Here is a 22,237-nt window from a genome sequence, read left to right on the forward strand (position 1 = left end):
CATGGGCGAAACCGTAATCAGGCGCCGCCCGTCGCAACGGGTGTCGGTCGGCAGGGTGATGCTGGGCGGCGGCGCGCCGGTCGTGGTGCAGTCCATGACCAATACCGATACGGCGAATATCGAGGCAACGGTGCGGCAGGTTTACGACCTCGCGCAGGCCGGTTCGGAGCTGGTGCGCGTCACGGTGAATACGCCGGAGGCCGCCGCCGCGGTGCCTGCCATCCGCAGGCAGCTCGACGCCATGGGTTGCGATGTGCCGCTGATCGGCGACTTCCATTACAACGGGCATCGCCTGCTCACCGGGTTTCCGGAATGCGCGCAGGTGCTGGCGAAATACCGCATCAATCCCGGCAACGTCGGGCGCAGCCGCAGCGATGAGGACCCGTTCGCGATCATGATTGCTGCTGCCGTGCGCAACGGGAAGCCGGTGCGCATCGGCGTGAACTGGGGCAGCCTCGACCAGGGGCTTGTGGTGCGCATGATGGACGAGAATTCGCGCCTCGCCGAGCCCAAGGATGTGCGCGAAGTGACGCGCGCCGCGCTGATCGCCTCCGCGCTGCAGAGCGCGCAGCGCGCCGAGGAACTTGGCTTGGCGCATGACCGCATCGTACTGTCCTGTAAGGTCAGCGAGGTGCAGGATCTGATCGCGGTGTACCGCGCGCTGACGCAGCAATGCGACTACGCGCTGCACCTCGGCCTGACCGAGGCGGGCATGGGTTCCAAGGGCATCGTCGCCTCGACGGCGGCGCTCGCGGTGCTGCTGCAGGAAGGCATCGGCGACACGATACGCGTGTCGCTGACGCCGGAACCGGGCGGTTCGCGCACCCAGGAAGTGGTGGTGGCGCAGGAGATTTTGCAGACCATGGGGCTGCGCGCATTCGCGCCGATGGTCACCGCCTGTCCCGGCTGCGGACGCACTACCAGCACCGTGTTCCAGGAATTGGCGCAGGGTATCCAGGCGCACCTGCGCGAACAGATGCCGGTCTGGCGTACGCAGTATACGGGCGTGGAGAACATGATCGTCGCGGTAATGGGCTGTATCGTCAACGGCCCCGGCGAGAGCAAGATGGCGAACATCGGCATCAGCCTGCCGGGCACCGGCGAGAGCCCGTCCGCGCCGGTGTACATCGACGGCGAGAAGGCGATGACCCTGCGCGGCGACAATATCGCGGCGGAGTTCACGCGCATCGTGGACGAGTATGTGGCTAAAAACTATGGGAAACGTGAAAAGTGAAATGTGAAACGTAACCCTCCCGGCAGGGAGGGGGCGCGATGGCGCCGGGTGGGCATCACCTTTCACGTTTCACCTTTCACAGATTCTAAATTTATGAGCAACGAAACACTGCAAGCCGTAAAAGGCATGAACGACATCCTCCCGGATGAGGCCGAGCTTTGGCTCTGGTTCGAGGCGGAGGTGCGCGACTGGCTGCACGGCTACGGCTACCGCAACATCCGCATGCCGCTGGTCGAACCGACCGCGCTGTTCAAGCGCGCGATCGGCGAGGTCACCGACATCGTCGAGAAGGAGATGTACAGCTTCGAGGATGCGCTGAATGGCGACCACCTGACGCTGCGCCCGGAGGGCACGGCCTCCTGCGTGCGCGCCGTGCTGCAGCACAACCTGCTGTACAACGCGCCGCAGCGTCTGTATTACAGCGGGCCGATGTTCCGCCACGAGCGGCCGCAGAAGGGGCGCTACCGGCAGTTTCACCAGGTCGGCGTGGAGGCGCTGGGCTTCGCCGGGCCGGACATCGACGCCGAGCAGATCCTGATGTGCGCGCGGCTGTGGCGCAGGCTCGGCCTGCGCGATGTCGCGCTGCAGTTGAACACGCTGGGCGATGCGGCCTCGCGGCATCGCCATCGCGTGAAGCTGATCAGTTATTTCGAGCAGCACCGGGAGGTGCTGGATGCGGATGCCACGCGCCGCCTGTACACCAACCCGCTGCGCATCCTGGACAGCAAGAACCCGGCGATGCAGGAACTGGTTGCGGGCGCGCCGGGGCTGGCGGACGAGTTGGATGAGGACGCGCTGAGGCATTTCGACGAAGTGCAGGCGATTTTGCGCCGCCACGGCGTGGCGTTCGAGATCAACCCGAATCTGGTGCGCGGGCTGGACTACTACAACCGCACCGTGTTTGAATGGGTGACCACGCGCCTCGGCGCGCAGGGCACGGTCTGCGCGGGCGGGCGCTACGACGGGCTGGTCGAACAGATCGGCGGAAAACCGGCCCCGGCGATGGGTTTTGCGATGGGCGTGGAGCGCCTGCTGGCGCTGTTGCAGGAAGACGGCATGGCGCTGCCCAAGGCGGAAGTTGATGTGTATGTGGTGCATCAGGGCGAGCTGGCTAGCCAACTCGCCAGCCGCGTGGCGGAGCTGTTGCGCGACGATAAACTGCGCGTGCTGCTGCACTGTGGCGGCGGCAGTTTCAAGTCGCAGATGAAGAAGGCTGATGCCAGCGGCGCGCGCGTCGCGGTGGTGATCGGGGACGACGAGGCGCAGGCCGACGAGGTCAGCGTCAAGCCGATGCGGGGCGGCGAACAGGTGCGGGTGGGCGTGCAGAGCCTCATCGCAACGGTTAACGGGATTATCAAGTAGGAGTGGATCATGGCGGCACTGGACTTGCAGGAACAGGAACAACTCGATGCGCTCAAGGCGTGGTGGAAGGAAAACGGCAACAAGCTGCTGGGGGTGCTGCTCGCCCTGGTTGTCGCAATGGGCGTCTGGCGCGGCTGGCAGTACTACCAGCACAGGCAGGCCAGCGAAGCAGCGACCCTGTTCGCCGAGTTCGTCAAGCAGCTGGGAAGTAATGATGCCAAGCGCGTCAACGATGCCGCGACCATGGTGATGGAAAAATATGCCACCAGCGGATATGCCCCGCGCGCCGCATTGTGGGCGGCGCAGGTGAACGAACAGGGTAAGGATACGGCACGCGCCAGGACGCAGCTGCAATGGGTCATCGACCACTCCGGGGAGGATGGCCTGAAAGACGTGGCGCGCCTGCGCCTGGCCGCGGTGCTGCTGGACGAGAAAAAATACGACGATGCGCTGAGGCTGCTGGGGGACAAGCATCCGGCCTCGTTCGATGGCATGTATGCCGACCTGCGGGGTGATATTTTGAGCGCGCAGGGCAAGAAAGACGAGGCCCGTTCCGCCTACAAGCTGGCCTACGAAAAAACCGATGCCAAGAGCATGTACCGCAACCTGATCGAGATGAAACTGGACGCACTCGGGGAAGCGAAATGAGACTGAAGCTGCCGCATCTATCGTTGCTGTTCGCCCTGCTTGCGCTGGGCGGCTGCTCGTCCGTGAAGTCGACCATGAACGACTGGTTCGGCAACAAGGATGACGCGACGCATCCGGCCAAACTGGCGGAATTCGCCGAGACCGCCAGGTTCGAGGTGCGCTGGCATGCCGATCTCGGCGATTCCGGTGCAAGCCTGCTGCAGCCTGCGCTGACCCGGGACGCCATCTATGGCGCATCCGGCAAAGGGGCGCTGACGCGGCTGAATCGCGCCACCGGTGCCCAAGTGTGGCGTGTTGACACCGGCATTACCATCAGCGGCGGTGTGGGCGCCGGCGAGGGGCTGGTGCTCGTCGGCAGCGACAAGGGCGAGGTACTGGCTTACGGCGAAGACGGCAAGCTGCGCTGGAAGAGCAAGGTTTCCAGCGAGGTGCTGAGCGCGCCACAGGCGGCGGAAGGCGTGGTGATCGTGCGCAGCGGCGATGGGCGTGTTGCCGGCCTGAATGCGGCGAATGGCAAGCGCGAGTGGCTGTATGAGCGCAGCACGCCGGCCTTGGTGGTGCGCAGCCACAGCGGGGTGACGCTGCAGCGCGATGCGGCTTTCGCCGGATTCGCCGGCGGCAAGCTGGTTGCCATGAAAATCAAGGATGGCTCGGGAATGTGGGAAGTATCGGTGTCGCAGCCGCGCGGTGCGACCGAGCTGGAGCGCATCAGCGACATCACCAGCAATCCGGTGGCGGACGACGAACAGGTTTGCGCCATCGCCTTTCAGGGGCGCGTGGCGTGCTTCGATACTGCGCAGGGCAGCCCGCTGTGGAACCGGGACATCGGAAGCGACAAGGGCATGATGCTGCTGCGCAAGTACCTCTATCTCAGCGACGCGAAGGGCGCGGTGATTGCTCTGGACAAGACCAGCGGCAGCACGATATGGAAGAACGACAAGCTGTCTTTGCGCGATACCGCCACACCGTATGCCCTGGGTAATTTCGTCGTGGCGGGTGATTTCGAGGGCTACCTGCACGGCCTGAACCGCGAGGACGGCAGCTTCGCCGCGCGCATCAAGCTGGATGGCAGCGCGATCCAGGTCGCGCCGATCGAACTCGACAACGGACTGCTGGTGCAGACGCGCGACGGCGGCCTGTATTCGCTGTCCATTCATTAATCTTCACCACGAAGCACACGAAGGACACGAAGAAGGGCAAGTCGATTTCAGGGCTGGATTGCTTTTCGGCAATCTGGCCTGTGTTACTCAAGCGCCATGAGAAACCTTCGTGCCCTTCGTGTGCTTCGTGGTGAAATGTTTTTTTCCTAATTGATTCTTTCGACATGCTACCTACACTCGTATTAGTCGGCCGTCCGAACGTGGGTAAGTCCACCCTGTTCAACCGCCTCACGCGCAGCCGCGATGCGCTGGTCGCCGATCTGCCCGGCCTGACCCGCGACCGCCATTACGGGCGCGGCCGGGTGGGCGACCGCCCTTACCTGGTGGTGGATACCGGCGGGCTGGAGCCGGTCGCCAAGGAAGGCATCCTGTACGAGATGGCCAAGCAGAGCCGTCAGGCGGTGGACGAGGCCGACGTGGTGCTGTTCCTGGTCGATGGCCGCGCGGGCTGCACGCCGCAGGATACGATCATCGCCGGGCAGTTGCGCAAGACCGGCAAGCCGATCCTGTTGCTGGTCAACAAGGCGGAGGGCATGCAGCGCACCAGGGTCGCCGCCGATTTCTTCGAGCTTGGCCTGGGCGAACCCTTGCCGATCTCCTCGGCGCATGGCGACAACGTGGAGGAGGTGGTCGAGCTTGCGCTGGAGAATTTTCCTGAGGCAGCCGAGGAAGAATCCACTGAAGAAAAGCCTCCGAAGCTTGCCATTGTCGGACGGCCGAATGTCGGCAAGTCTACGCTGGTGAACGCCATCCTCGGCGAGCAGCGCGTGATCGCGTTCGACCAGCCGGGCACCACGCGCGACTCCATCTACATCGACTTCGAGCGCGACGGCAAGCAATACACCATCATCGACACCGCCGGGGTGCGCAGGCGCGGCAAGGTCGACGAGGCGGTGGAGAAGTTCTCCGTGATCAAAACCATGCAGGCCGTTGAAGACGCCAACGTGGTGGTGCTGGTAGTGGACGCGCAGGATCAGATCACCGAACAGGACGCGCATGTCGCCGACTTCGTGCTCCAGGCCGGGCGCGCACTGGTGCTGGCAGTCAACAAATGGGACGGGCTGGACGAGCACCAGCGCGGGCAGGTCAAGAACGACATCGAGCGCAAGCTGCATTTCCTGAGCTTCGCCAAGCTGCACTACATTTCGGCGCTGAACGGTAGCGGCGTGGACAAGGTGCTGAAGTCGGTGGACGAGGCCTACGCGGCGGCGATGGCGAAACTGCCGACGCCCAAGCTCACGCGCGTCCTGATCGCCGCACTCGAGAAGCAGCAGCCGCCGAAAGGCTCGCGCTTCCGCCCCAAGATGCGCTATGCCCACCAGGGCGGCAGCAACCCGCCGCTGATCGTGATCCACGGCAGCGGGCTGGACGATGTGCCGGCGAGCTACACGCGCTACTTGGAGCGTACCTTCTGCGATGCCTTCAAGCTGCAGGGCACGCCGCTCAGGATTCAATACAACTCCAGCAAAAATCCGTTCGAGGGCAAGAAGCCCAGGCCGCTCACCGAGGCCGAGCAGCGCCGGGCGCACCGCGCGCGCATCCGTGGGCGCAAGCTGTATGGATAGCCTGGCTCACGCAGGTTAAACCATGTCACTTTCGCAGTCTTACACCATCAAGGATGTCATCCGCTGGTATGAGCCGGGCGAAATCCAGAAGGCCAAGGCTTACCTGAATTCGATCGGCCACCTCGAAGTCCGCCCCGACAAGATCGTCGCCGAGGTGAAGGGAACTGCGGCGCATCCCTACCAGGTGGAGATATCCTTCAGTGTCGGCAAGGTAGGCGAGTTGCATATCGAGCCGACGTGCAACTGCCCGGTGAGGTGGAAATGCAAACACAGCGCGGCGGTGCTGCTGTCGGCGCTGGCCCTGCCGCGCCCGCCCGCCGTCAACCATGCCGTGCTGGAGTGGATCGAATCCTTCCGGCGCACGGCGAGGGCACAGCCGAAGAAAACCGCGAAGTCTGCGCCGCGACCCGAGAAGCTGTGCTATGCGCTTACCCGCTCCACCTACACGGGCGACTATATTTTCGGCACTTACAAGGGCAAGCTGGATGCCGAGGGGCGGCTGGCGGGCCGGCTCGAGGAATGGAGCAACGTCGAGCGCGCCCTGCTCAAGCCGCCGCAGTTCGTTACCGAAGAAGACCTGCCCATCCTGCGCCTGTTGTGGCAGCAACGCGACAGGTACGGCTATTTTCCGGTCAAGGGCGTGCGCGGCAACGAGATCATGGCATCTCTGCTGGCGAGCGGGCGGCTGTTTTTCATCGGGCAGGTAGCGGGCAACCGCTACCTGAAGTCGGAGCCGGTGCACCTCAGGCAGGGCAGGGTGCGCAAGGCGCAACTGGAATGGGGCGTCGACGATGCCGGGCGGATGGCGCCCAGGATAGTCAGCGGCGCGGCGCTGGAGGTGTTCCCGTTCAGCGAGGCGACCTGGTATGTCGATGTCGCCAGCGGCGAAGCCGGGCAGTTGCAGACCGTCCAGACGCCCGCCCAGGTCGCGCAGTTGCTCGAGATGCCGCCACTCGCCGAGATCGATGTCCCGGTGGTATCCGAGGTGTTGCGCGAGCTGGTGCCCGACCTGCCGCCGCCCAGTGCGGGGCGGCTGCGCACGCTCAAGAGCCCGCTCACGCCGATGCTGCTGCTGGATACTTCCGAACCCTTATGGATGGGCAGCTTCCGCGGCTATCGCTACGGCACGCGCGAACTGGATTTCGCGCGCGTCCGCTTCCGTTACGGCGAGGCCATCCTGCCGCTGGGGCATCCGGGCGAATTTGCCACGCTGCAGAACGGAGAGACGGTGCGGGTGATGCGCGACTCGAAGGCGGAGAAACGTTTCCTCAACACGCTCGGCGCATACGGGCTGGAGGAAATGCCGGGCTTCGGCCTGTCCGGCAACATCGGCGAGCGGCCGGTCTTCGTGCTGGAAAACGAGAAGGCTTGGCCATCCTTCATGCAGGAGATGATTCCGCGGCTGCACAAGGCGGGCTGGGAAGTCATCATCCCGCAGGGCTTCCGTCACCATGTGCTCGAAGTGGAGGCATGGGAAGCGGAGTTCGGCGAGCGGGAAGACGGCTGGTTCAGCCTGAACATGGGCATCGTGGTGAATGGCCGGCGCCTGCCGCTGGCGCCGCTGCTGCATGAGCTGTTCAGGGTCGACCCGCGCTGGCTGGACGCCATCCGGCTCGAAAGAATGGACGATGACGAACCCATCGAACTGCTGCTCGAAGAGGGCGGCAAGGTGCTGGCTCCCGCCGGGCGCATCAAACCGCTGGCGCGCACGTTGATCGAGTTGTTCGAGGGCGGCAGGAGTGGCGATGAAATCCGCCTGTCGCGCTACGACGTGGCGCGCATCGGCGACCTTACCGGGATGGAGCGCTGGCAGTTCAAGGGCGCGGCCGCCGTGACGGGTCTTGCCGACAAGCTCAGGAACGCGGCCGGCATCAAGCCGGTCGCTGCGCCGCAAGGCTTCGCGCTGCAACTGCGCCCCTACCAACTCGAAGGCCTGTCCTGGCTGCAGTACCTGCGCGAGCAGGAGCTGGCCGGCATCCTGGCCGACGACATGGGGCTGGGCAAGACCGCGCAGGCCTTGGCGCACCTGCTGCTCGAAAAACAGAGCGGGCGCATGGACAAGCCCTCGCTGGTGGTGCTGCCCACCTCGCTGATTTTCAACTGGAAGCGCGAGGCGGAGCGCTTTGCGCCACAACTCAAACTGCTGTCCCTGCACGGCAAGGAACGCGCAGAGCATTTCCCCGCGATTCCCGAGCACGATGTGATCCTCACCACTTACCCGCTGCTGTGGCGCGACGAAGAGGCGCTCGCGGAGCATGCCTACCACCTGCTGATCCTGGACGAGGCGCAGACGGTGAAAAACGTCTCCAGCCAGGCGGCGCAGGTGGTGCGCAAGCTGAACGCGCGGCACCGCCTGTGCCTCACCGGCACGCCGCTGGAAAACCATCTGGGCGAGCTGTGGGCGCAGTTCGATTTCCTGCTGCCAGGCCTGCTCGGCACGTCGAAAGAGTTCACCAGGATTTGGCGCAACCCGATCGAGAAGCAGGGCAATACCCAGCGCCGCGACCTGCTGGCGCGGCGCGTCCGGCCCTTCATCCTGCGCCGGCGCAAGGAGGATGTCGCGCAGGAGCTGCCTGCCAAGACCCTGATTGTGCGCAGCGTCGAACTGGAAGGCGCGCAGCGCGATCTCTACGAGGCGGTGCGCATCGCGATGGATCAGCGCGTGCGCGAGGAAATCGCCGCCAAGGGACTCTCGCGCAGCCACATCGTCATCCTCGACGCGCTGCTCAAGCTGCGCCAAGTATGCTGCGACCCGCGCCTGCTGAAGTTGGCCAGCGCCAAGAAAGTGAAGGAGCGCGCCAAGCTCGACCTGCTGATGGAAATGCTGCCGGAGTTGGTCAGCGAAGGGCGGCGCATCCTGGTGTTCTCGCAATTCACCTCCATGCTCGAGCTGATCGAGGCGGAACTGACGCGCGAAAAGCTCGACTACGTGAAGCTCACCGGCGACACGCAGAACCGCGAAGAGGTGGTGCGCCGTTTCCAGGATGAGGAGGTGCCGGTTTTTCTCATCAGCCTCAAGGCGGGCGGAGTAGGGCTGAACCTGACCGCCGCCGACACGGTGATCCACTACGATCCGTGGTGGAATCCTGCGGTGGAAAACCAGGCCACCGATCGCGCGCACCGCCTCGGCCAGACGAAAAACGTGTTCGTCTACAAGCTGGTCGTGGCGGGCAGCATCGAGGAGAAAATCCTGGCGCTGCAGGAGAAGAAAGCCGAACTCGCCGCCGGCATCCTGTCGGAAGATGTCAACAGCTTGGCCAAATTTGGCGAGGCCGACATTGCCGCATTGCTCGCGCCGCTGCCGGAAGACGAGGAGACTGCAAAAGATCTGGCTCAATAAAATGCCCCTGGGCCGGAGCCCAAGGGCAAAGCGCATCACAACCGTTAACAGATATGAGTGGTGCCCCGCTCGGTTTTACCCCAGAGGGCAATGCTGATCGCATCCATATACGGATCGGGTGTCCTGACGAACTCTGCGGCTTCGAACGCGGCAGGCGCGCGATACAGGTCACGGTAATAACTGGCCAATACCGGATCGCTGGTGCTGTTCACCAGGGCATTGACCTCTTCTTCCATCGGATCGGTTTTTGCGGCAGCTTCCTGGGTAATCACTACCGTGGAGGCTGACGGTCCACAATACATGCCGCGATACATGCCTCGCTCGAAGCCGGTGGTGATTTCATCCGCGCTGACATAGACAGAGGCAGGCAGCAAGGCGGCTGCAATCAGTGTCGCAATCAATTTGTTTGGTTTCATGATAATTACTCCTTTAGTCGATCAGGGCGACGCAAAACATCGCCTACGCCAAATAAACGAGCATTTACTGTGCCGGAAACCCGATTGATCGGAAAATCATGCTGTTAGATAAAGCATGGTTGCCCTGGTTGGGAGGGTGAAACGGAATATGAACGTCAACACCGTTTGCAGTGAACGATTTGCCGGGTGACTGACCGGTATGGCCAAGCCGGAATCGAGGCTGGTTTTCGCCGTCTTGAGTTGTGGCTTGTGCCGCTACGCCAGGTCCAGAAACTCGAACTCCACCACCAGCATGTGGTGATCGGAAGACATGGTCGGCTGCACGGCATGGCGCACCGGCTGCAGGTGCCGGTTGTAGAAAATATGGTCGAGCACATAGGGGCGGCGGCGCCACGTGATCTCTTCCGACTGCACGGTCTGATAGCCGGCTTCGGTAAACTGCTTGACCAGCGAGCCATGATTGCTGACGTTGAAATCTCCACCGAGCAGCGCGGGACCGTTCGTGCGGCGCAACTGCTCGACAACCAGCGTGCGCTGCTCGACATGATCCTCGCTTGACGAGTTGAGCATGAAATACGCCAGGAGATGCGTATTGAAAAGCTGGAGTTCGCGGCCGGCAAGCGTGGTCTTTGCGCCGATGAGCAGGCGGTCGGTGGGCGTTTTCTTCTCGCCCAGGAATTCGAACTCGATCGGCGGCGACGGCAGGTCGAAGCGGAAGGTGTCGCGCAACGGCGTTTTCGAAAAGATGGCCAGCCCTATGCCGAAAGGCAACTCGCGTGGGTCGGCTTTCGGATAGGAAAAATAGCCGTCATAGCCCTTAAGCGCCGCTTTCAGCCTTGTGTAATTGGGCGGTGGATTGCGTTGCACGCCACCGGTCTGGGCATGCTCCACCTCCTGCAGCAGCACAACATCCGCATCGTGGCTGAGGATTTCCGAAATGGTCAACTCAAGGTCGACGGAAGCACGGTCGGGATAAGCATCATCCCAGCCTTGGCCGAACTGCATGTTGAACTGAAGGACTTTGAACGTACTCATGGGTGGTACGGCGTGGTCAAATTACGCACATGATAGCGCGGCAACGGCAAAATGGAAAATCAGATGATGGCAATGTAGCAATGTTTTCCCGTCTGCCGGTTCCTGCAGTCTTTTAAAAGCGTGAAAATGGTGTCACTGGATTGGGCTAGGCAAGCATAAACCAGATAGTCGGAAATGACAGATATCGCCCCCGAAGCGGAAGTTCAGGCTGTGCGCTCAAAAATGGACAAGACTACGTAAGCATCACTTCAAATCCACTTCATTTGCTGGCGCATCAGTCCGTTACCCTTTAGTATTCGCCGCGAATCGCAGCATAAGCGGTGCAGGAAAAAGGGGAATTGACACATGGCTATAACAGAGGCTCAAACACGTGCTGAGCTGATTGATGCCCAGCTCGGTGCGCCCGGCTGGAACGTCAAAGACCCTGCGCAAGTCGTCGAAGAGTTCGACATTCTGACCAGTCTGCCTGACGATGTTGCTGAGCCGTGCACCAAATATGAAGGCCATCAGTTCAGCGACTACGTCCTGCTGGGCAAAGACCGCAAACCACTTGTTGTGGTGGATTTGTCGCGCGTACCGTTGCAAAAAGAGGGCGCAGCATGATTCTTTCCGAATACCGTCGTTTCTCGCAGACATTGGGCGCCACCACCGCGCCAGACATGCGCAAAGTAGCTAATCTCGTGTTGCAACATTGGGGGGACTTGCTTCCACTCACAACAGCACAAGGGCAGCGAGTCAAGAAATTTGTCGAGTTGGCCCAAACGTACTGGGATACCATCAGCGCGGATATTCAACTGACACAAGTTCAACCCGTCGCTAACACCAACGCGATACGTCAGTTAAAAAGCCTTCGTGTCGGTCCCTTTCGTGGCTTTGCCAAACCAGAAAATTTTGATCTTTCCAGTTCGTTGGTGCTGATTTATGGCCCAAACGGCACCGGAAAGTCGAGTTTTTGCGAGTCGCTGGAATACGGCTTGCTGGGTAGCGTTGCCGATGCCGAAAGCAAACGCTTTCGCGAACAGAACGATTACCTGAAGAATGCTCATACCGACACTTTTTCCGCACCAGTGATTTGGGCAACGGATAGCCAAGGGCAAGAGTCAGTGGTTCAGGCCAATGAAGCGGTGTATCGCTTCTGTTTTGTAGAAAAAAACCGTATTGATAACTTTTCGCGCATCGCCGCGCAAACGCCAGCCAAGCAAACCGAGCTGATTTCTACATTGTTTGGACTGGATTCATTTAATGAGTTTGTGCGTAATTTCAGCCCTGATATTGATGGCAACAAATACATTGATTTGATCGGAAAAAAAGCGGAGGTACTAAAACAAAAACGACAATCCCTCGCAGGTTCTGAGCAGCAAAGAAAAGCCAATGCCGAAGAATTGAAGAGGTTGGATTCAGAAGAAATTGCGCTGGCTAGCCAATACCGTGAGGGTATTACCTTTGCGCAAATGGTAATGGAGCTGCGGGGCGATGATGAAAACTCGGGGCGAATTGAATTCATTGAAAGTGAGCTACAGCAGCCTCTAGCCGCAAAAAGCCAATTAACCATCGCAAACTTGCAAGGGCTTCAACAAGGGATTCGCAGCAATCTAGCGAATGCCAGCGCTAAAGAACAGGCGCTGAAAGAGGCTGGTCAACAAGTATCGTTTAAACAGTTGTACGAAGCGGTTAGTCAAGTGCAAGCCAGCAGCCCATCACATTGCCCAGCGTGTAAAACCTCTTTGCAACAAGTCACAGTAAATCCCTACACGCATGCCAGCGGCGAACTGAAAAAACTTCAGCACTTGGCGCAGTTGCAACAAGAGCTGCATCAACTCAATGTCGAGATAAACCAATCGCTGAATTCACTTGCGCAAGTCGTGGCAGCTTGTATTGAGCGCCTCCAGCCCAATAACGTGTTGTCCGCTTATCATGTTTCATCCGTCAGCGTTGGTTGGTGGAATTACCTGCATCAAACTTTGAGTGATGGATTCACACCATGGCAACACTTGGAAGCCCAAGTTCGACAGCTCGAAGAAACAGATAAGGCGATAGACCAAGCCGCTCAGCAACGTACAATCAAACAGCAGCAACTTACAAGGCTACGTGAATTCGATACGAAAATTACGCAATTGCAGACGCGCCGCACAACTGCCGATACTGCTATCACTTCAGCGGATCAGGCTATTGCCAATTTCGAGGCAGTAAACGCGCAGCTGATTGTAGATGCAACGACAGAAATTGGGGTGGTCGCAAAAAACAAAGCCATTGCCCACGCCTATGCCAGCTTTGTTGCCAAATTAAACGACTACAAAAACAAATTACCTGCGCAGTTGGTCGCCGATTTGGGCGATAAAGTGGTTGAGCTTTACAACGCCTTTAATCGAAATGACTTACCCAACGAAAAGCTGTCATCTGTTCGTTTGCCTTTATCGCAAAATGAGCGACTAAGAATTTCATTTCAAACTGAACCAACTCGATGGTTTGATGCCTTGCATGTCTTAAGCGAGGGGCATATTCGCTGTATAGGCTTGGCGATATTGATGGCAAAGAACATAAAAGAAAATTGCCCCATCTTGATTTTTGATGACCCGGTAAATGCCATTGACGATGAGCATCGCCGCACGATTCGTGAAACGCTATTTGTCGATGATTTCTTCAAAGGTAAACAAATTATTCTCGCTATTCACGGTGAGGAGTTTTTTAACAGCACGCATCAGCTTATTGGTAAGGAGGCTGCAAAAATTGCCGAGTCGTATATTTTTGCCTCTAACCATGGACAGCACCATATTCAGGTTCATTCTTTAAAAAGACCAAAAAATTATGTGCTGGCCGCGCGGGAGCTTTATGACACAGGTGAATACCGTGACTCACTCATGTCCGCACGACGAGGGCTGGAGAACTTGTGTGAAAAAGCGTGGTATCACTATGGCAAGCATAGCGACAAATCTGACAGTCCAATCAGTGTATCTCGACGAGCACCCAATCAGCCTTGGGATTTAAGGTCACTTGCTGATAATTTGAAATCGAAATTCAAATCTTCAAAAGCGGAAATTTTGAACAAAGAGCAAATAGTAAATTCGCTCTCAAAATTGTTAGGTACGGATGCCAATCAGCCTCCATGGACTTATCTCAATAAAGGTACGCACGACGAAACTGATTTGCCCGAATTCGACCAGATTATAGTAGGCGAAATCGTGATCGCTCTTGAGCAGCTGGATACTACACTTTCGTAGAATCACGAGGCACGACATGACCGACAGCAGCAAGCTCATCCGCAACAGCACAGCCGAGTTCCTGATCTTCACCGCTCAGGCCGGTGAGCAGAGCATCGAGGCGCGATATGAGGACGAAACCGTCTGGCTGACGCAGAAGCTGATGGCTGAGCTGTTTGCGGTGGATGTGCGCACGGTCAGCGAGCACCTGAAGAACATCTTTGCCAGCGGTGAGCTGGGCGAAGATTCAGTTATCCGGAAATTCCGGGTAACTGCCGCCGACGGCAAGTCCTACGCCACTAACCACTACAATCTCGATGCCATCATCTCGGTCGGCTATCGGGTCAACTCGGTGCGCGCCACCCAGTTTCGCCAGTGGGCCACGGGTGTGCTGCGCGAGTTCGCCATCAAGGGCTTTGTGCTGGACAAGAAGCGCCTGGAGAATGGCTCTTTCCTGAACGAGGACTACTTCGAGCGCCTGCTGGCCGAGATTCGCGAGATTCGGCTGTCCGAGCGCAAGTTCTATCAAAAGATCACCGACATCTACGCCACGGCGGTGGATTACAACCGCGATGCGCCCACTACCAAAGCCTTCTTCGCCAAGGTACAGAACAAGCTGCATTTCGCCATCCATGGGCACACTGCCGCCGAGCTGATTGTGCAGCGTGCCGACAGCGGCAAGCCGCATATGGGCCTGACCTCTTGGGAGAATGCCCCCGGCGGCAAGATCATCAAGACTGACGTTGTTGTCGCCAAGAACTATCTTTCCCGGGAAGAGCTGGAATCCCTCGGGCGTATCGTGAACGCATACCTCGATCTGGCCGAAGATCGTGCTCGCCGCAATATCCCGATGACGATGGAAGACTGGGCCAAGCGGCTGGATGCTTTTCTGGAGTTTACTGAGCGGAATGTGTTACCAGATGCCGGCAAGGTTTCCACTGAAATGGCCAAAGCACACGCCGAAAGCGAGTTCGAGAAATACCGTGTCGTGCAGGATCGGCTGTTCGAGAGCGATTTTGACCGGGTGATCAAACAGATTGAGGTCGAACACAAGCCAGACGACAAAGATCAATAGCCTGCCTGACGAAAATCACGGCGTATCAGTGAGATCTTCGCGAATGACGGGTATGCGCATAAGAGCGGAAGTCTGTCTAACTGGCACTTGACGGCTGCAACGACCGAGAACCGGCCACTCGACGACAGCTGCCTACACGACCGCAACTGGCTCGGAGCTGACCGTCGAGCTATGTTCTTCGCCATCCCGAAAGCGGCTATTTGAGTTCGATTAATTGGGTCGCGTGAGAGCGAATGCTGGTGGCCTGAGATGGCCGCCGACCATCCTTAATTCTTTTCCGGGCGGCGCTGTGGTTCGCTGAGGCGGCGTTCGGTCTTTTCGCGGGCGCTGCCCTGGGTTGTCTCCTTGTTCTTTTCGTGGCGTACGCGCGGGGCATTCGGTTTTTCTTCGCGCCGCGGCCTGGCTTCCTTGCGTTGGGCCTCGCGGCGCTGCCCGGCCTGTTTCTGCCGCTCGGCGTGCAACTTTGCGCGTTCCTCTTTCGTCGCCTTGGGGCGCTCGCTGCGGATTTCTTTCAGGTGCTTGATGCGCTCCTCGCGTATCTGCTCGATGTGGTCACGCAGCGACTCCTTGCGCTTCTCGATGCGTTCCTCGGTCTTCAGTTTGCGCTTTACCAAAAAATCCGGCTTGCGGGCCAGGAGAAAAGGCGCGACTGTGCGGAATCTGGGGGCGAAGGCAAACTTTTTCGGCGTCACCTCGCTCTCGCCGTATTGCGTCTTCAGCACCGTGGCGCCTTCGTTGACCGTCTCGTAGGTGCCCGGCTCGTCGCCATCGGCGCCCTCGATCACGGCGGTTTCATGGTCGGTGCCACGGATGCCGATGGTGGCGGTAGGCTTGGTGATGCGATAGGCGGGTGCGTTGTGCTTGCCTATCCAGCCGGTGATGGAGCGTATCGCTCCCCTGATCAGGGACATGAAAATCTTGTCGCCGGGGCTGCCGTCGGCCTTGTATTCGTCCACGCGAAACTCGGTGTTCTGGCGTATGGCGACGATCCCGCCGTCCACGGTGGCGAGATGCACTTCGCCGTCCGCTGCGGTGCTGATGGTCTGCTTTTCGTATATCTGCTGCCCGGAGAAAATATCGCTGCGTTGCCCGGCAGGGTCCGATACGGAAGCGCTGCCGGAGAGGGAATCGACGGTGGCAAACAGCTCCGTGGCATGAGCATTGCCGAGAGGCAACATCAGCATCGCCAGTAGGGTGAACAGTCTTTTCATGCTTCCTCCCTCGGAGTAGTCGGCCGCGATGGGTTAGAATACGCCGCAAATATGTCTCAATAGATCGAGCGATGTCCACACCATCAAGAATGCCCACCGAAGAAGAAGTCCTGTTCGCCCTACGCAGTGTCATCGATCCGGAAGTCGGGATGAATATCGTCGATCTTGGCCTGATCTACGGCGTGGAGATTTCGGACGAAAAGCTGCATGTCGATCTGACCATGACTACGCCGGCCTGCCCGATGGGAGAGATGATCCTGGACAACGCGCGGCATGCGCTGGAGGCAGTGGTGCCGGTGGACGTTGAAATCGAGCTCAACCTTGTGTGGAATCCGCCGTGGAGCGCGGACAAGATGAGCGAACATGCGCGCAAATATTTTGGCTGGAACGGAGCCGTTGAAAGCCCGGATTTGAATTGATGGTGATGATGAGAACCTCAAGTGTAATAACTGCCAGCCTGCGCCAAGGGAGCAGGGCATGACCGCACAACCCGGTGGTTTGGGCGTTCCGTTCCGCCTGCCGCTGTTGATCCTGGGTTTTGTTTCCCTGGCGTCGGGTGTGCTGGCCGGTCTCGCGCGGCTGGGCTGGGGAGTGCCGGCACCGACGGCGCAACTGGTCTTGTTGCATGGGCCGCTGATGGTGTGCGGCTTCCTCGGCACCGTGATCGGCCTGGAGCGCGCGGTTGCGCTGGGCCGACGCTGGGCCTATGCGGGCCCGCTGCTGACCGGGCTGGGCGGCGTTTCCATCCTGGCAGGCTTCCCGGTTGCGATAGGCGCATCGGCCATGGCGCTCGGCAGCGCCGTGCTGCTCACCGGGACTACCCTGATCACGCTGCGCCAGCGCGAACTGTTCATGGTCACCATGGCGCTCGGCGCATTGAGCTGGCTGGCCGGCAACCTGCTGTGGCTGGCCGGTGCCGCGGTGCCTGCGGTGGTGGCGCTGTGGGTAAACTTCCTGGTGCTGACCATTGCCGGCGAACGTCTGGAACTGTCGCGCTTCCTGCCGCCTTCGCCCGGCGCCAAGAAAATCTTCAAGGTCATCCTTGCCGTGCTCGTGGCGGGCGCTCTCCTCAATGTGACCGGCAGCGGCGCCGCCGTGTATGGCATCGGGCTGCTCGGGCTGGCGCTGTGGTTGCTGCGCCAGGATGTCGCGCGCCGCACGGTAAAGGAAAAAGGCCTGACCCGCTTCATCGCCGTGTGCCTGCTTTCCGGCTATGCCTGGCTCGCCGCCGGCAGCCTCGCGCTGCTCGCCGCCGGCAGCCTGACGGGCGCGGCCTACGATGCGGTGCTGCACGCTATCCTGCTGGGTTTCGTGTTCTCCATGGTGTTCGGCCACGCGCCGATCATTTTTCCAGCGGTGGTGAAGGTCAGGATGCCTTATCACTGGACCTTCTACCTGCCGCTGCTGGTGCTGCATGCATCACTGCTGGTGCGCCTCGCGGGCAGCGGGCTGATGCAGCCGGAACTGCAAAGCCTCGGCGGATTGCTGAATGCGGCGGCGCTGGCGCTGTTCATCCTGAGCACTGTGAGCAGCGTGGTGCGCGGTTTTCGTGCCGGGAAAAAATAATCCACTACCACGAAGGCCGGAATGAAGGCAGCTGTAAAGTTCTTCTTCGCGCCCTTTGTGTTCTTCGTGGTGAACTGATTTTTTGGCGAACTTTACTTGCCAGGCCATGTCCGAATTCCGTATTCATTTGACAGAACCGCCGGCCTTTGCCAAGCTATGCCCATGTTCCGCGCCACCCGAAAATTTATCGCAGTGATCCTGGCCATCTGGCTGCCGCTCTTCAGCGGTAATGCGCTGGCCATGTCGGTTGCCATGCAGGCGATGCGTGGCGACTGTCATTCCACTGCTGCACAACAGGATGAGCTGCACTGCGCTTCGACCGTGCAGCAGCACGCGCACCATGACCAGCTTGCCGCGGAACAGGATCAATCCACTAGCCACCAGGGCAATGCCGGCGATGATTGCGGCACCTGCCACCTGGCCTGCTGCGGATACTTGGCTGCCGCATCCATCGAAGTGATGGGGGCCCAACCATCGGCCATGCTGTACCTGCCCGCTACGGCGCAGTTCCAATCCATCACCTCGACTCCGCTCGACCCTCCGCCTCTCGCCCGCCGCTGATGCGGGAAGAGTGCCCCTGTTTTTTCGCAAGCGCGCCGGATTTTCCGGCACAAGGCCTCGCCCGGAACCATCAGGCAGCCGTACGGCGCCTGCTTATCGATCACTTTTAAGGATTTGAATCATGAAGACGAATCAAGCGAGTTTTGCCAGGACATTGACCGGGATTTATCCGAAGAAATACATTTTGCTGCAGGGCATGGTGCTGTGCGCCGCATTGGCCTTCTCTCTTTCCGGTTGGGCGCAGCCTCAAGGCACGGCACAGGCTGCCGCGAAGGCTGCAGAGCAGTTGCCCACCGTGGAGGTGTACAAGAGCGCACAGTGCGGCTGCTGCAAAACCTGGGCGGAGCATCTGCAGAAGAGCGGTTTCAAGGTGGTATTGCATGACGTGAACGACATCCCTGCAGCGCGCAAGAAGCTGGGCATGCCCAGCCAATATGGCTCGTGCCATACCGCCAAGGCCGGGCAATACCTGATCGAAGGCCATGTGCCGGCGGCAGACATCAAGCGCCTGCTCAAGGAACGCCCCAAGGCCATCGGCCTGGCCGTGCCTTCCATGCCGCCCGGTTCGCCCGGCATGGAAAGCGACGAGCCCGTTCCCTACGAGACCCTGCTGATCGGCAAGGACGGCAAGGCCAGCGTGTACGCGCGGCATTAAACCCGCACAATCGGCCGGACAGGAATTCCGGCGGTTGTTTTGCAATTGTTGGACAGAAGGAGCGGATCATGAAGATTCGATTTTTCGTCGGGCTGGCGATTTGCGGGTTGATGGGCGTGTGGCCTGCCCATGCGGCGGAGGAGCGCATGCTGGGCTCCGATCTCGCCGGCTTGCTGGAATATGCGCGTGAGCACAATCCCGAACTCGCGGCAACGCGCTTCGACGCGGATGCCGCAGCGCAGCGCGCGCATTCGGCGGCGGCGCTGCCCGACCCGGTGCTGCGCGCCGAACTGATGGACATCACCAACCAGGGCACGGACAAGAGTGCGAGCCTGTGGCCCTCGCAGGCCGGCAGCACGCGCTACACGCTGATGCAGAGCCTGCCGTGGTACGGCAAGCGCGACCTGAAGCGGGAGGCGGCCGAGGCCGGCGCGGAGCAGGCGCGCGGCCAGAACGCCGCGACCTGGGCGGCTCTGTCGGCGCAGGTGAAGTCGGCCTACGCGCAGTACTACTATGTCGTGGGCAGCCAGAAGATCGCGCGCGAACTCTTCGACCTCGTGGAGCAGGTGGAGAAGGTCGCGCGGGTGCGCTACGCCAACGGGCTTACCGCGCAGCAGGACGCGGTGCGCGCGCAGGTCGAGCAGACTTCCATCAGGACCGGACTGGTCGCGCTGGACAATTCCAGGCGGCAGGTCGAGGCGCGCCTCAACGCATTGCTATCGCGCCCCGCGACGATGCCGCTTGCCGCGCCACAGGGCCTGCGCGGCATTCCTTCAACGGCGAGCCTCGCCAACCATGCGGTGCTGGAGAACCGCATCCGCGAACATAATCCCGAGTTGTTCATGGACGAGGCCGGCATCCGCGCGGGCGAAAAAAGCCGCGACCTTGTCTTCAGGAACCGCTATCCCGATGTCCTGCTCGGCGTCTCCCCGACCCAGTCCGGCAACGCGGTGCGCGAGTGGGGCGTGATGCTCGAACTCAACATCCCCTTGCAGCAGGAGGCGCGCCGCTCGCAGGAGCGCGAGGCCGACGCGATGCTGGCGGCGGCCAAGGCGCGCCGGGAGGCGACTGTCAACCGTATCCTGTCCGCACTCGCCGAAAACCTCTCCGGCCTCGATGCAGCGCGGCGCATGGAGTCGCTGGGCTCCGGCGGCCTGCTGCCGCAGGCGAATGTCGCCTTCGAATCCGCGCTGATAGGCTACCAGACCGGCAAGGTGGATTTCGCGGCGCTGCTGGACGCGGCACGGCAGATCCTGAATGCAAAGCTGGAAATACTGAAGGCGCAGACCGACGCGCAGATGCGTCTCGCCGAGATAGAACGACTGCTGGGAGAAGAGCTATGAAGCCAACAAATGCAATGATTGCCGTGGCACTGGCCGCGGCGCTGGCCGCCGCAGGCGGTTACTGGTCGGGTATCCAGAAGACAGAAAGCAGAGAAACAACGGCTACGGCGCAGAAAGAGCCCGCACGCAAGATTCTGTATTACCGCAACCCGATGGGCCTGCCGGACACCTCGCCGGTGCCGAAGAAAGATGCGATGGGCATGGACTATGTGCCGGTATACGAAGGCGAGGAGGCTGGACAGGCCGCTTCGGCAGGACAGGTGAAGATCAGCATCGAGAAGGTGCAGAAGCTCGGCGTGAAGACCGAGCAGGCGGCGCGGCGCATGCTCGATCGCACCGTGCGCGCCGTGGGCAAGGTGGAAGTCGACGAGCGGCATATCCACAGCATCGCGCCGAAGTTCGAAGGCTGGATTGAAAAGCTGCACGTGAAGACCACCGGGGAAGCGGTGAGGAAGGGGCAGGCCCTGTTCGAAGCCTACAGCCCCGAGCTGGTCTCGGCACAGCGCGAGTACGCGATTGCGGTCGAGGGCGTCGCGGCGCTGAAGGATGCGGACGAGGACACGAAACGCAGCATGCAGCGGCTTGCCGAGGCCAGCCTGCAGCGTCTCAGGAACTGGGACATTTCCGAGCAGCAGGTGAAGGAGCTTGCGGCATCGGAGGCCACGAGGCGCAGCCTGACCTTCCATGCGTTCCACACGCCGGTGAACGGCGTCGTGCTGGAGAAGAAGGCGCTGGAAGGGATGCGCTTCATGCCCGGCGAGGTGCTGTACCAGATTGCCGACCTTTCCTCGGTGTGGGTGGTCGCCGATGTCTTCGAGCAGGACATCGCGCTGGTGAAGGCCGGCAGCAGGACACAGGTGAAGGTGAACGCCTACCCGGACAAATCCTTCGAAGGGACGGTGGACCTGGTCTATCCGACGCTGAATCCCGCGACGCGCACCGTGCCGGTGCGCATGGAAATCGCCAATCCAAACGGGCTGCTCAAGCCGGCCATGTTCGCCAACGTGGAGATTCCGGTGGCCGGCAAGGGCGAGGTGCTGACCGTGCCGGTCTCGGCGGTGATCGACAGCGGCACGCGCCAGGTGGTGCTGGTGCAGCTCGCGCCGGGGCGTTTCGAGCCGCGCGTGGTGAGGTTGGGCGGCCGCGGCGAAAACTATGTCGAGGTGCTTGAGGGCGTCGCGGAAGGCGAGCAGGTGGTGATTTCCGCGAACTTCCTGATCGATGCGGAGAGCAACCTCAAGGCGGCATTGGGCGGCCTTGGCGAGCATGTCGGCAGCGCGCCGGCGGAGCAGGGGCAACAGGGCGCGCAGGCACAGCAGAAGCGCAACGGCGTAGGGCACGAGGTGCAGGGTACGCTGAACGCCATCAACGCGGACGGCACGGTCAACATCACCCATGGGTCGGTCGAAACGCTGGGCTGGCCGGGCATGACGATGGACTTCATGCTCGCCAATCCTTCGCTGACGGATAACGTCAGGACCGGCAGTGCTGTCGCGTTCGAGATCGTCGAGCGCAAACCGGGCGAATGGGTGATCACCAGGCTGGAGGCGAAGCCGGCCGCCCCTCCCGTTGCCACGGCAGGGGAGCGGAAGAAGCCGGCGGCACCATCGCAGCCCGCCGCAGGGCACCGGGTGCAGGGCACGCTGAACGCCATCAACGCGGACGGCACGGTCAACATCACCCATGGGCCGGTCGAGTCGCTGGACTGGCCGGGCATGACGATGGATTTCATGCTCGCCGATCCCGCACTGGCGGCGGGCATCAAGCCGGGTGCCGCAATCAGTTTTGAGATCACCGAACGCAAGCCGGGCGAATGGGTGATCACCCGGCTGCAACCCAGCCAGGCCAACCCTCACGAGGGGCACTGAC

The 22,237-nt window shown here is 60.7% G+C and carries 18 protein-coding genes; 15 read left to right on the plus strand and 3 right to left on the minus strand.

All coding sequences use genetic code 11. The annotated features are described in order from the left end of the window. The first annotated feature begins 1 nt into the window (after position 1). From ispG to ACRRNM_RS01460, 6 genes are all read left to right on the plus strand, one after another. Entirely contained in the window at positions 2 to 1,234 is a 1,233-nt protein-coding gene (ispG, locus tag ACRRNM_RS01435; RefSeq protein ID WP_435626471.1) for a flavodoxin-dependent (E)-4-hydroxy-3-methylbut-2-enyl-diphosphate synthase, read from the plus strand. 93 nt (positions 1,235 to 1,327) lie between these two features. Beyond that, on the plus strand, positions 1,328 to 2,596 hold the full coding sequence (gene hisS, locus ACRRNM_RS01440; RefSeq protein ID WP_435626472.1) for a histidine--tRNA ligase: 1,269 nt from the start codon (positions 1,328 to 1,330) through the stop codon (positions 2,594 to 2,596). Between the two features lie 9 nt (positions 2,597 to 2,605). Beyond that, positions 2,606 to 3,244, plus strand: a complete 639-nt coding sequence (locus tag ACRRNM_RS01445; protein WP_435626473.1) for a tetratricopeptide repeat protein — start codon at positions 2,606 to 2,608, stop codon at positions 3,242 to 3,244. Continuing rightward, positions 3,241 to 4,404, plus strand: coding sequence for an outer membrane protein assembly factor BamB (gene bamB, locus ACRRNM_RS01450; RefSeq protein ID WP_435626474.1), 1,164 nt, complete (start codon positions 3,241 to 3,243; stop codon positions 4,402 to 4,404). Before ACRRNM_RS01445 ends, bamB begins: the two co-directional genes overlap by 4 nt. Before the next feature lie 164 nt (positions 4,405 to 4,568). Continuing rightward, a complete protein-coding gene (der, locus tag ACRRNM_RS01455) occupies positions 4,569 to 5,969 on the plus strand; it encodes a ribosome biogenesis GTPase Der (protein ID WP_435626475.1) in 1,401 nt (466 codons plus the stop codon). A gap of 22 nt (positions 5,970 to 5,991) precedes the next feature. Beyond that, on the plus strand, positions 5,992 to 9,309 hold the full coding sequence (locus tag ACRRNM_RS01460) for an SNF2-related protein (RefSeq protein ID WP_435626476.1): 3,318 nt from the start codon (positions 5,992 to 5,994) through the stop codon (positions 9,307 to 9,309). 44 nt (positions 9,310 to 9,353) lie between these two features. Here ACRRNM_RS01460 and ACRRNM_RS01465 read toward each other — a convergent pair whose 3' ends face one another. Further along, positions 9,354 to 9,725: a hypothetical protein gene (locus ACRRNM_RS01465; RefSeq protein ID WP_435626477.1), complete on the minus strand. Its 372-nt coding sequence runs from the start codon at positions 9,723 to 9,725 to the stop codon at positions 9,354 to 9,356. A 255-nt stretch (positions 9,726 to 9,980) separates the two neighbouring features. Beyond that, positions 9,981 to 10,760 carry an endonuclease/exonuclease/phosphatase family protein gene (locus ACRRNM_RS01470; RefSeq protein ID WP_435626478.1) on the minus strand — a complete coding sequence of 260 codons (780 nt, stop codon included), beginning with the start codon at positions 10,758 to 10,760 and terminating at the stop codon, positions 9,981 to 9,983. Between the two features lie 345 nt (positions 10,761 to 11,105). Between ACRRNM_RS01470 and ACRRNM_RS01475 the strand changes: the two genes are divergently transcribed. Genes ACRRNM_RS01475 through ACRRNM_RS01485 form a run of 3 tightly spaced genes read left to right on the plus strand, consistent with a single transcriptional unit; the run spans position 11,106 to position 15,032 of the window. Beyond that, positions 11,106 to 11,363 carry a hypothetical protein gene (locus ACRRNM_RS01475; RefSeq protein WP_435626479.1) on the plus strand — a complete coding sequence of 86 codons (258 nt, stop codon included), beginning with the start codon at positions 11,106 to 11,108 and terminating at the stop codon, positions 11,361 to 11,363. Then, positions 11,360 to 13,978 (plus strand): AAA family ATPase, encoded by a 2,619-nt coding sequence (locus ACRRNM_RS01480; protein ID WP_435626480.1) that lies wholly within the window; start codon positions 11,360 to 11,362, stop codon positions 13,976 to 13,978. The genes ACRRNM_RS01475 and ACRRNM_RS01480 overlap by 4 nt, the downstream gene beginning before the upstream one ends. 16 nt (positions 13,979 to 13,994) lie before the next feature. Beyond that, a complete protein-coding gene (locus ACRRNM_RS01485; RefSeq protein ID WP_435626481.1) occupies positions 13,995 to 15,032 on the plus strand; it encodes a virulence RhuM family protein in 1,038 nt (345 codons plus the stop codon). A 266-nt stretch (positions 15,033 to 15,298) separates the two neighbouring features. Here the strand turns inward: ACRRNM_RS01485 and ACRRNM_RS01490 are convergent, their stop codons facing one another. Next, a complete protein-coding gene (locus ACRRNM_RS01490; protein WP_435626482.1) occupies positions 15,299 to 16,243 on the minus strand; it encodes a FecR domain-containing protein in 945 nt (314 codons plus the stop codon). 89 nt (positions 16,244 to 16,332) lie between these two features. Between ACRRNM_RS01490 and ACRRNM_RS01495 the strand changes: the two genes are divergently transcribed. The 6 genes from ACRRNM_RS01495 (at position 16,333) to ACRRNM_RS01520 (ending at position 22,236) form a co-directional block, all read left to right on the plus strand. Then, positions 16,333 to 16,662 carry a metal-sulfur cluster assembly factor gene (locus ACRRNM_RS01495; protein WP_435626483.1) on the plus strand — a complete coding sequence of 110 codons (330 nt, stop codon included), beginning with the start codon at positions 16,333 to 16,335 and terminating at the stop codon, positions 16,660 to 16,662. 58 nt (positions 16,663 to 16,720) lie between these two features. After that, complete coding sequence (locus tag ACRRNM_RS01500) at positions 16,721 to 17,809, plus strand: hypothetical protein (RefSeq protein WP_435626484.1); 1,089 nt, start codon at positions 16,721 to 16,723, stop codon at positions 17,807 to 17,809. A gap of 162 nt (positions 17,810 to 17,971) precedes the next feature. Further along, positions 17,972 to 18,370, plus strand: a complete 399-nt coding sequence (locus tag ACRRNM_RS01505; RefSeq protein WP_435626485.1) for a DUF2946 family protein — start codon at positions 17,972 to 17,974, stop codon at positions 18,368 to 18,370. A gap of 121 nt (positions 18,371 to 18,491) precedes the next feature. Beyond that, on the plus strand, positions 18,492 to 19,025 hold the full coding sequence (locus tag ACRRNM_RS01510; RefSeq protein ID WP_435626486.1) for a DUF411 domain-containing protein: 534 nt from the start codon (positions 18,492 to 18,494) through the stop codon (positions 19,023 to 19,025). 68 nt (positions 19,026 to 19,093) lie between these two features. Next, a complete protein-coding gene (locus ACRRNM_RS01515) occupies positions 19,094 to 20,368 on the plus strand; it encodes a TolC family protein (protein ID WP_435626487.1) in 1,275 nt (424 codons plus the stop codon). Continuing rightward, entirely contained in the window at positions 20,365 to 22,236 is a 1,872-nt protein-coding gene (locus ACRRNM_RS01520) for an efflux RND transporter periplasmic adaptor subunit (RefSeq protein ID WP_435626488.1), read from the plus strand. The genes ACRRNM_RS01515 and ACRRNM_RS01520 overlap by 4 nt, the downstream gene beginning before the upstream one ends. The last annotated feature ends 1 nt before the right edge of the window (position 22,237 follow it).

This window comes from Ferrigenium straubiae, assembly GCF_051257895.1.
GTDB lineage: Bacteria > Pseudomonadota > Gammaproteobacteria > Burkholderiales > Gallionellaceae > Gallionella > Gallionella straubiae.

Bases quoted from the DNA above. Each gene is read 5' to 3' on its own strand.
- ACRRNM_RS01445 (WP_435626473.1), top strand. From the start codon at position 2,606: ATGGCGGCACTGGACTTGCAGGAACAGGAACAACTCGATGCGCTCAAG.
- ispG (WP_435626471.1), top strand. From the start codon at position 2: ATGGGCGAAACCGTAATCAGGCGCCGCCCGTCGCAACGGGTGTCGGTC.
- ACRRNM_RS01460 (WP_435626476.1), top strand. From the start codon at position 5,992: ATGTCACTTTCGCAGTCTTACACCATCAAGGATGTCATCCGCTGGTAT.
- ACRRNM_RS01480 (WP_435626480.1), top strand. From the start codon at position 11,360: ATGATTCTTTCCGAATACCGTCGTTTCTCGCAGACATTGGGCGCCACC.
- ACRRNM_RS01510 (WP_435626486.1), top strand. From the start codon at position 18,492: ATGAAGACGAATCAAGCGAGTTTTGCCAGGACATTGACCGGGATTTAT.
- ACRRNM_RS01515 (WP_435626487.1), top strand. From the start codon at position 19,094: ATGAAGATTCGATTTTTCGTCGGGCTGGCGATTTGCGGGTTGATGGGC.
- ACRRNM_RS01470 (WP_435626478.1), bottom strand. From the start codon at position 10,760: ATGAGTACGTTCAAAGTCCTTCAGTTCAACATGCAGTTCGGCCAAGGC.
- ACRRNM_RS01465 (WP_435626477.1), bottom strand. From the start codon at position 9,725: ATGAAACCAAACAAATTGATTGCGACACTGATTGCAGCCGCCTTGCTG.
- ACRRNM_RS01490 (WP_435626482.1), bottom strand. From the start codon at position 16,243: ATGAAAAGACTGTTCACCCTACTGGCGATGCTGATGTTGCCTCTCGGC.
- der (WP_435626475.1), top strand. From the start codon at position 4,569: ATGCTACCTACACTCGTATTAGTCGGCCGTCCGAACGTGGGTAAGTCC.
- ACRRNM_RS01485 (WP_435626481.1), top strand. From the start codon at position 13,995: ATGACCGACAGCAGCAAGCTCATCCGCAACAGCACAGCCGAGTTCCTG.
- ACRRNM_RS01495 (WP_435626483.1), top strand. From the start codon at position 16,333: ATGCCCACCGAAGAAGAAGTCCTGTTCGCCCTACGCAGTGTCATCGAT.
- ACRRNM_RS01500 (WP_435626484.1), top strand. From the start codon at position 16,721: ATGACCGCACAACCCGGTGGTTTGGGCGTTCCGTTCCGCCTGCCGCTG.
- hisS (WP_435626472.1), top strand. From the start codon at position 1,328: ATGAGCAACGAAACACTGCAAGCCGTAAAAGGCATGAACGACATCCTC.
- ACRRNM_RS01520 (WP_435626488.1), top strand. From the start codon at position 20,365: ATGAAGCCAACAAATGCAATGATTGCCGTGGCACTGGCCGCGGCGCTG.
- bamB (WP_435626474.1), top strand. From the start codon at position 3,241: ATGAGACTGAAGCTGCCGCATCTATCGTTGCTGTTCGCCCTGCTTGCG.
- ACRRNM_RS01505 (WP_435626485.1), top strand. From the start codon at position 17,972: ATGTTCCGCGCCACCCGAAAATTTATCGCAGTGATCCTGGCCATCTGG.
- ACRRNM_RS01475 (WP_435626479.1), top strand. From the start codon at position 11,106: ATGGCTATAACAGAGGCTCAAACACGTGCTGAGCTGATTGATGCCCAG.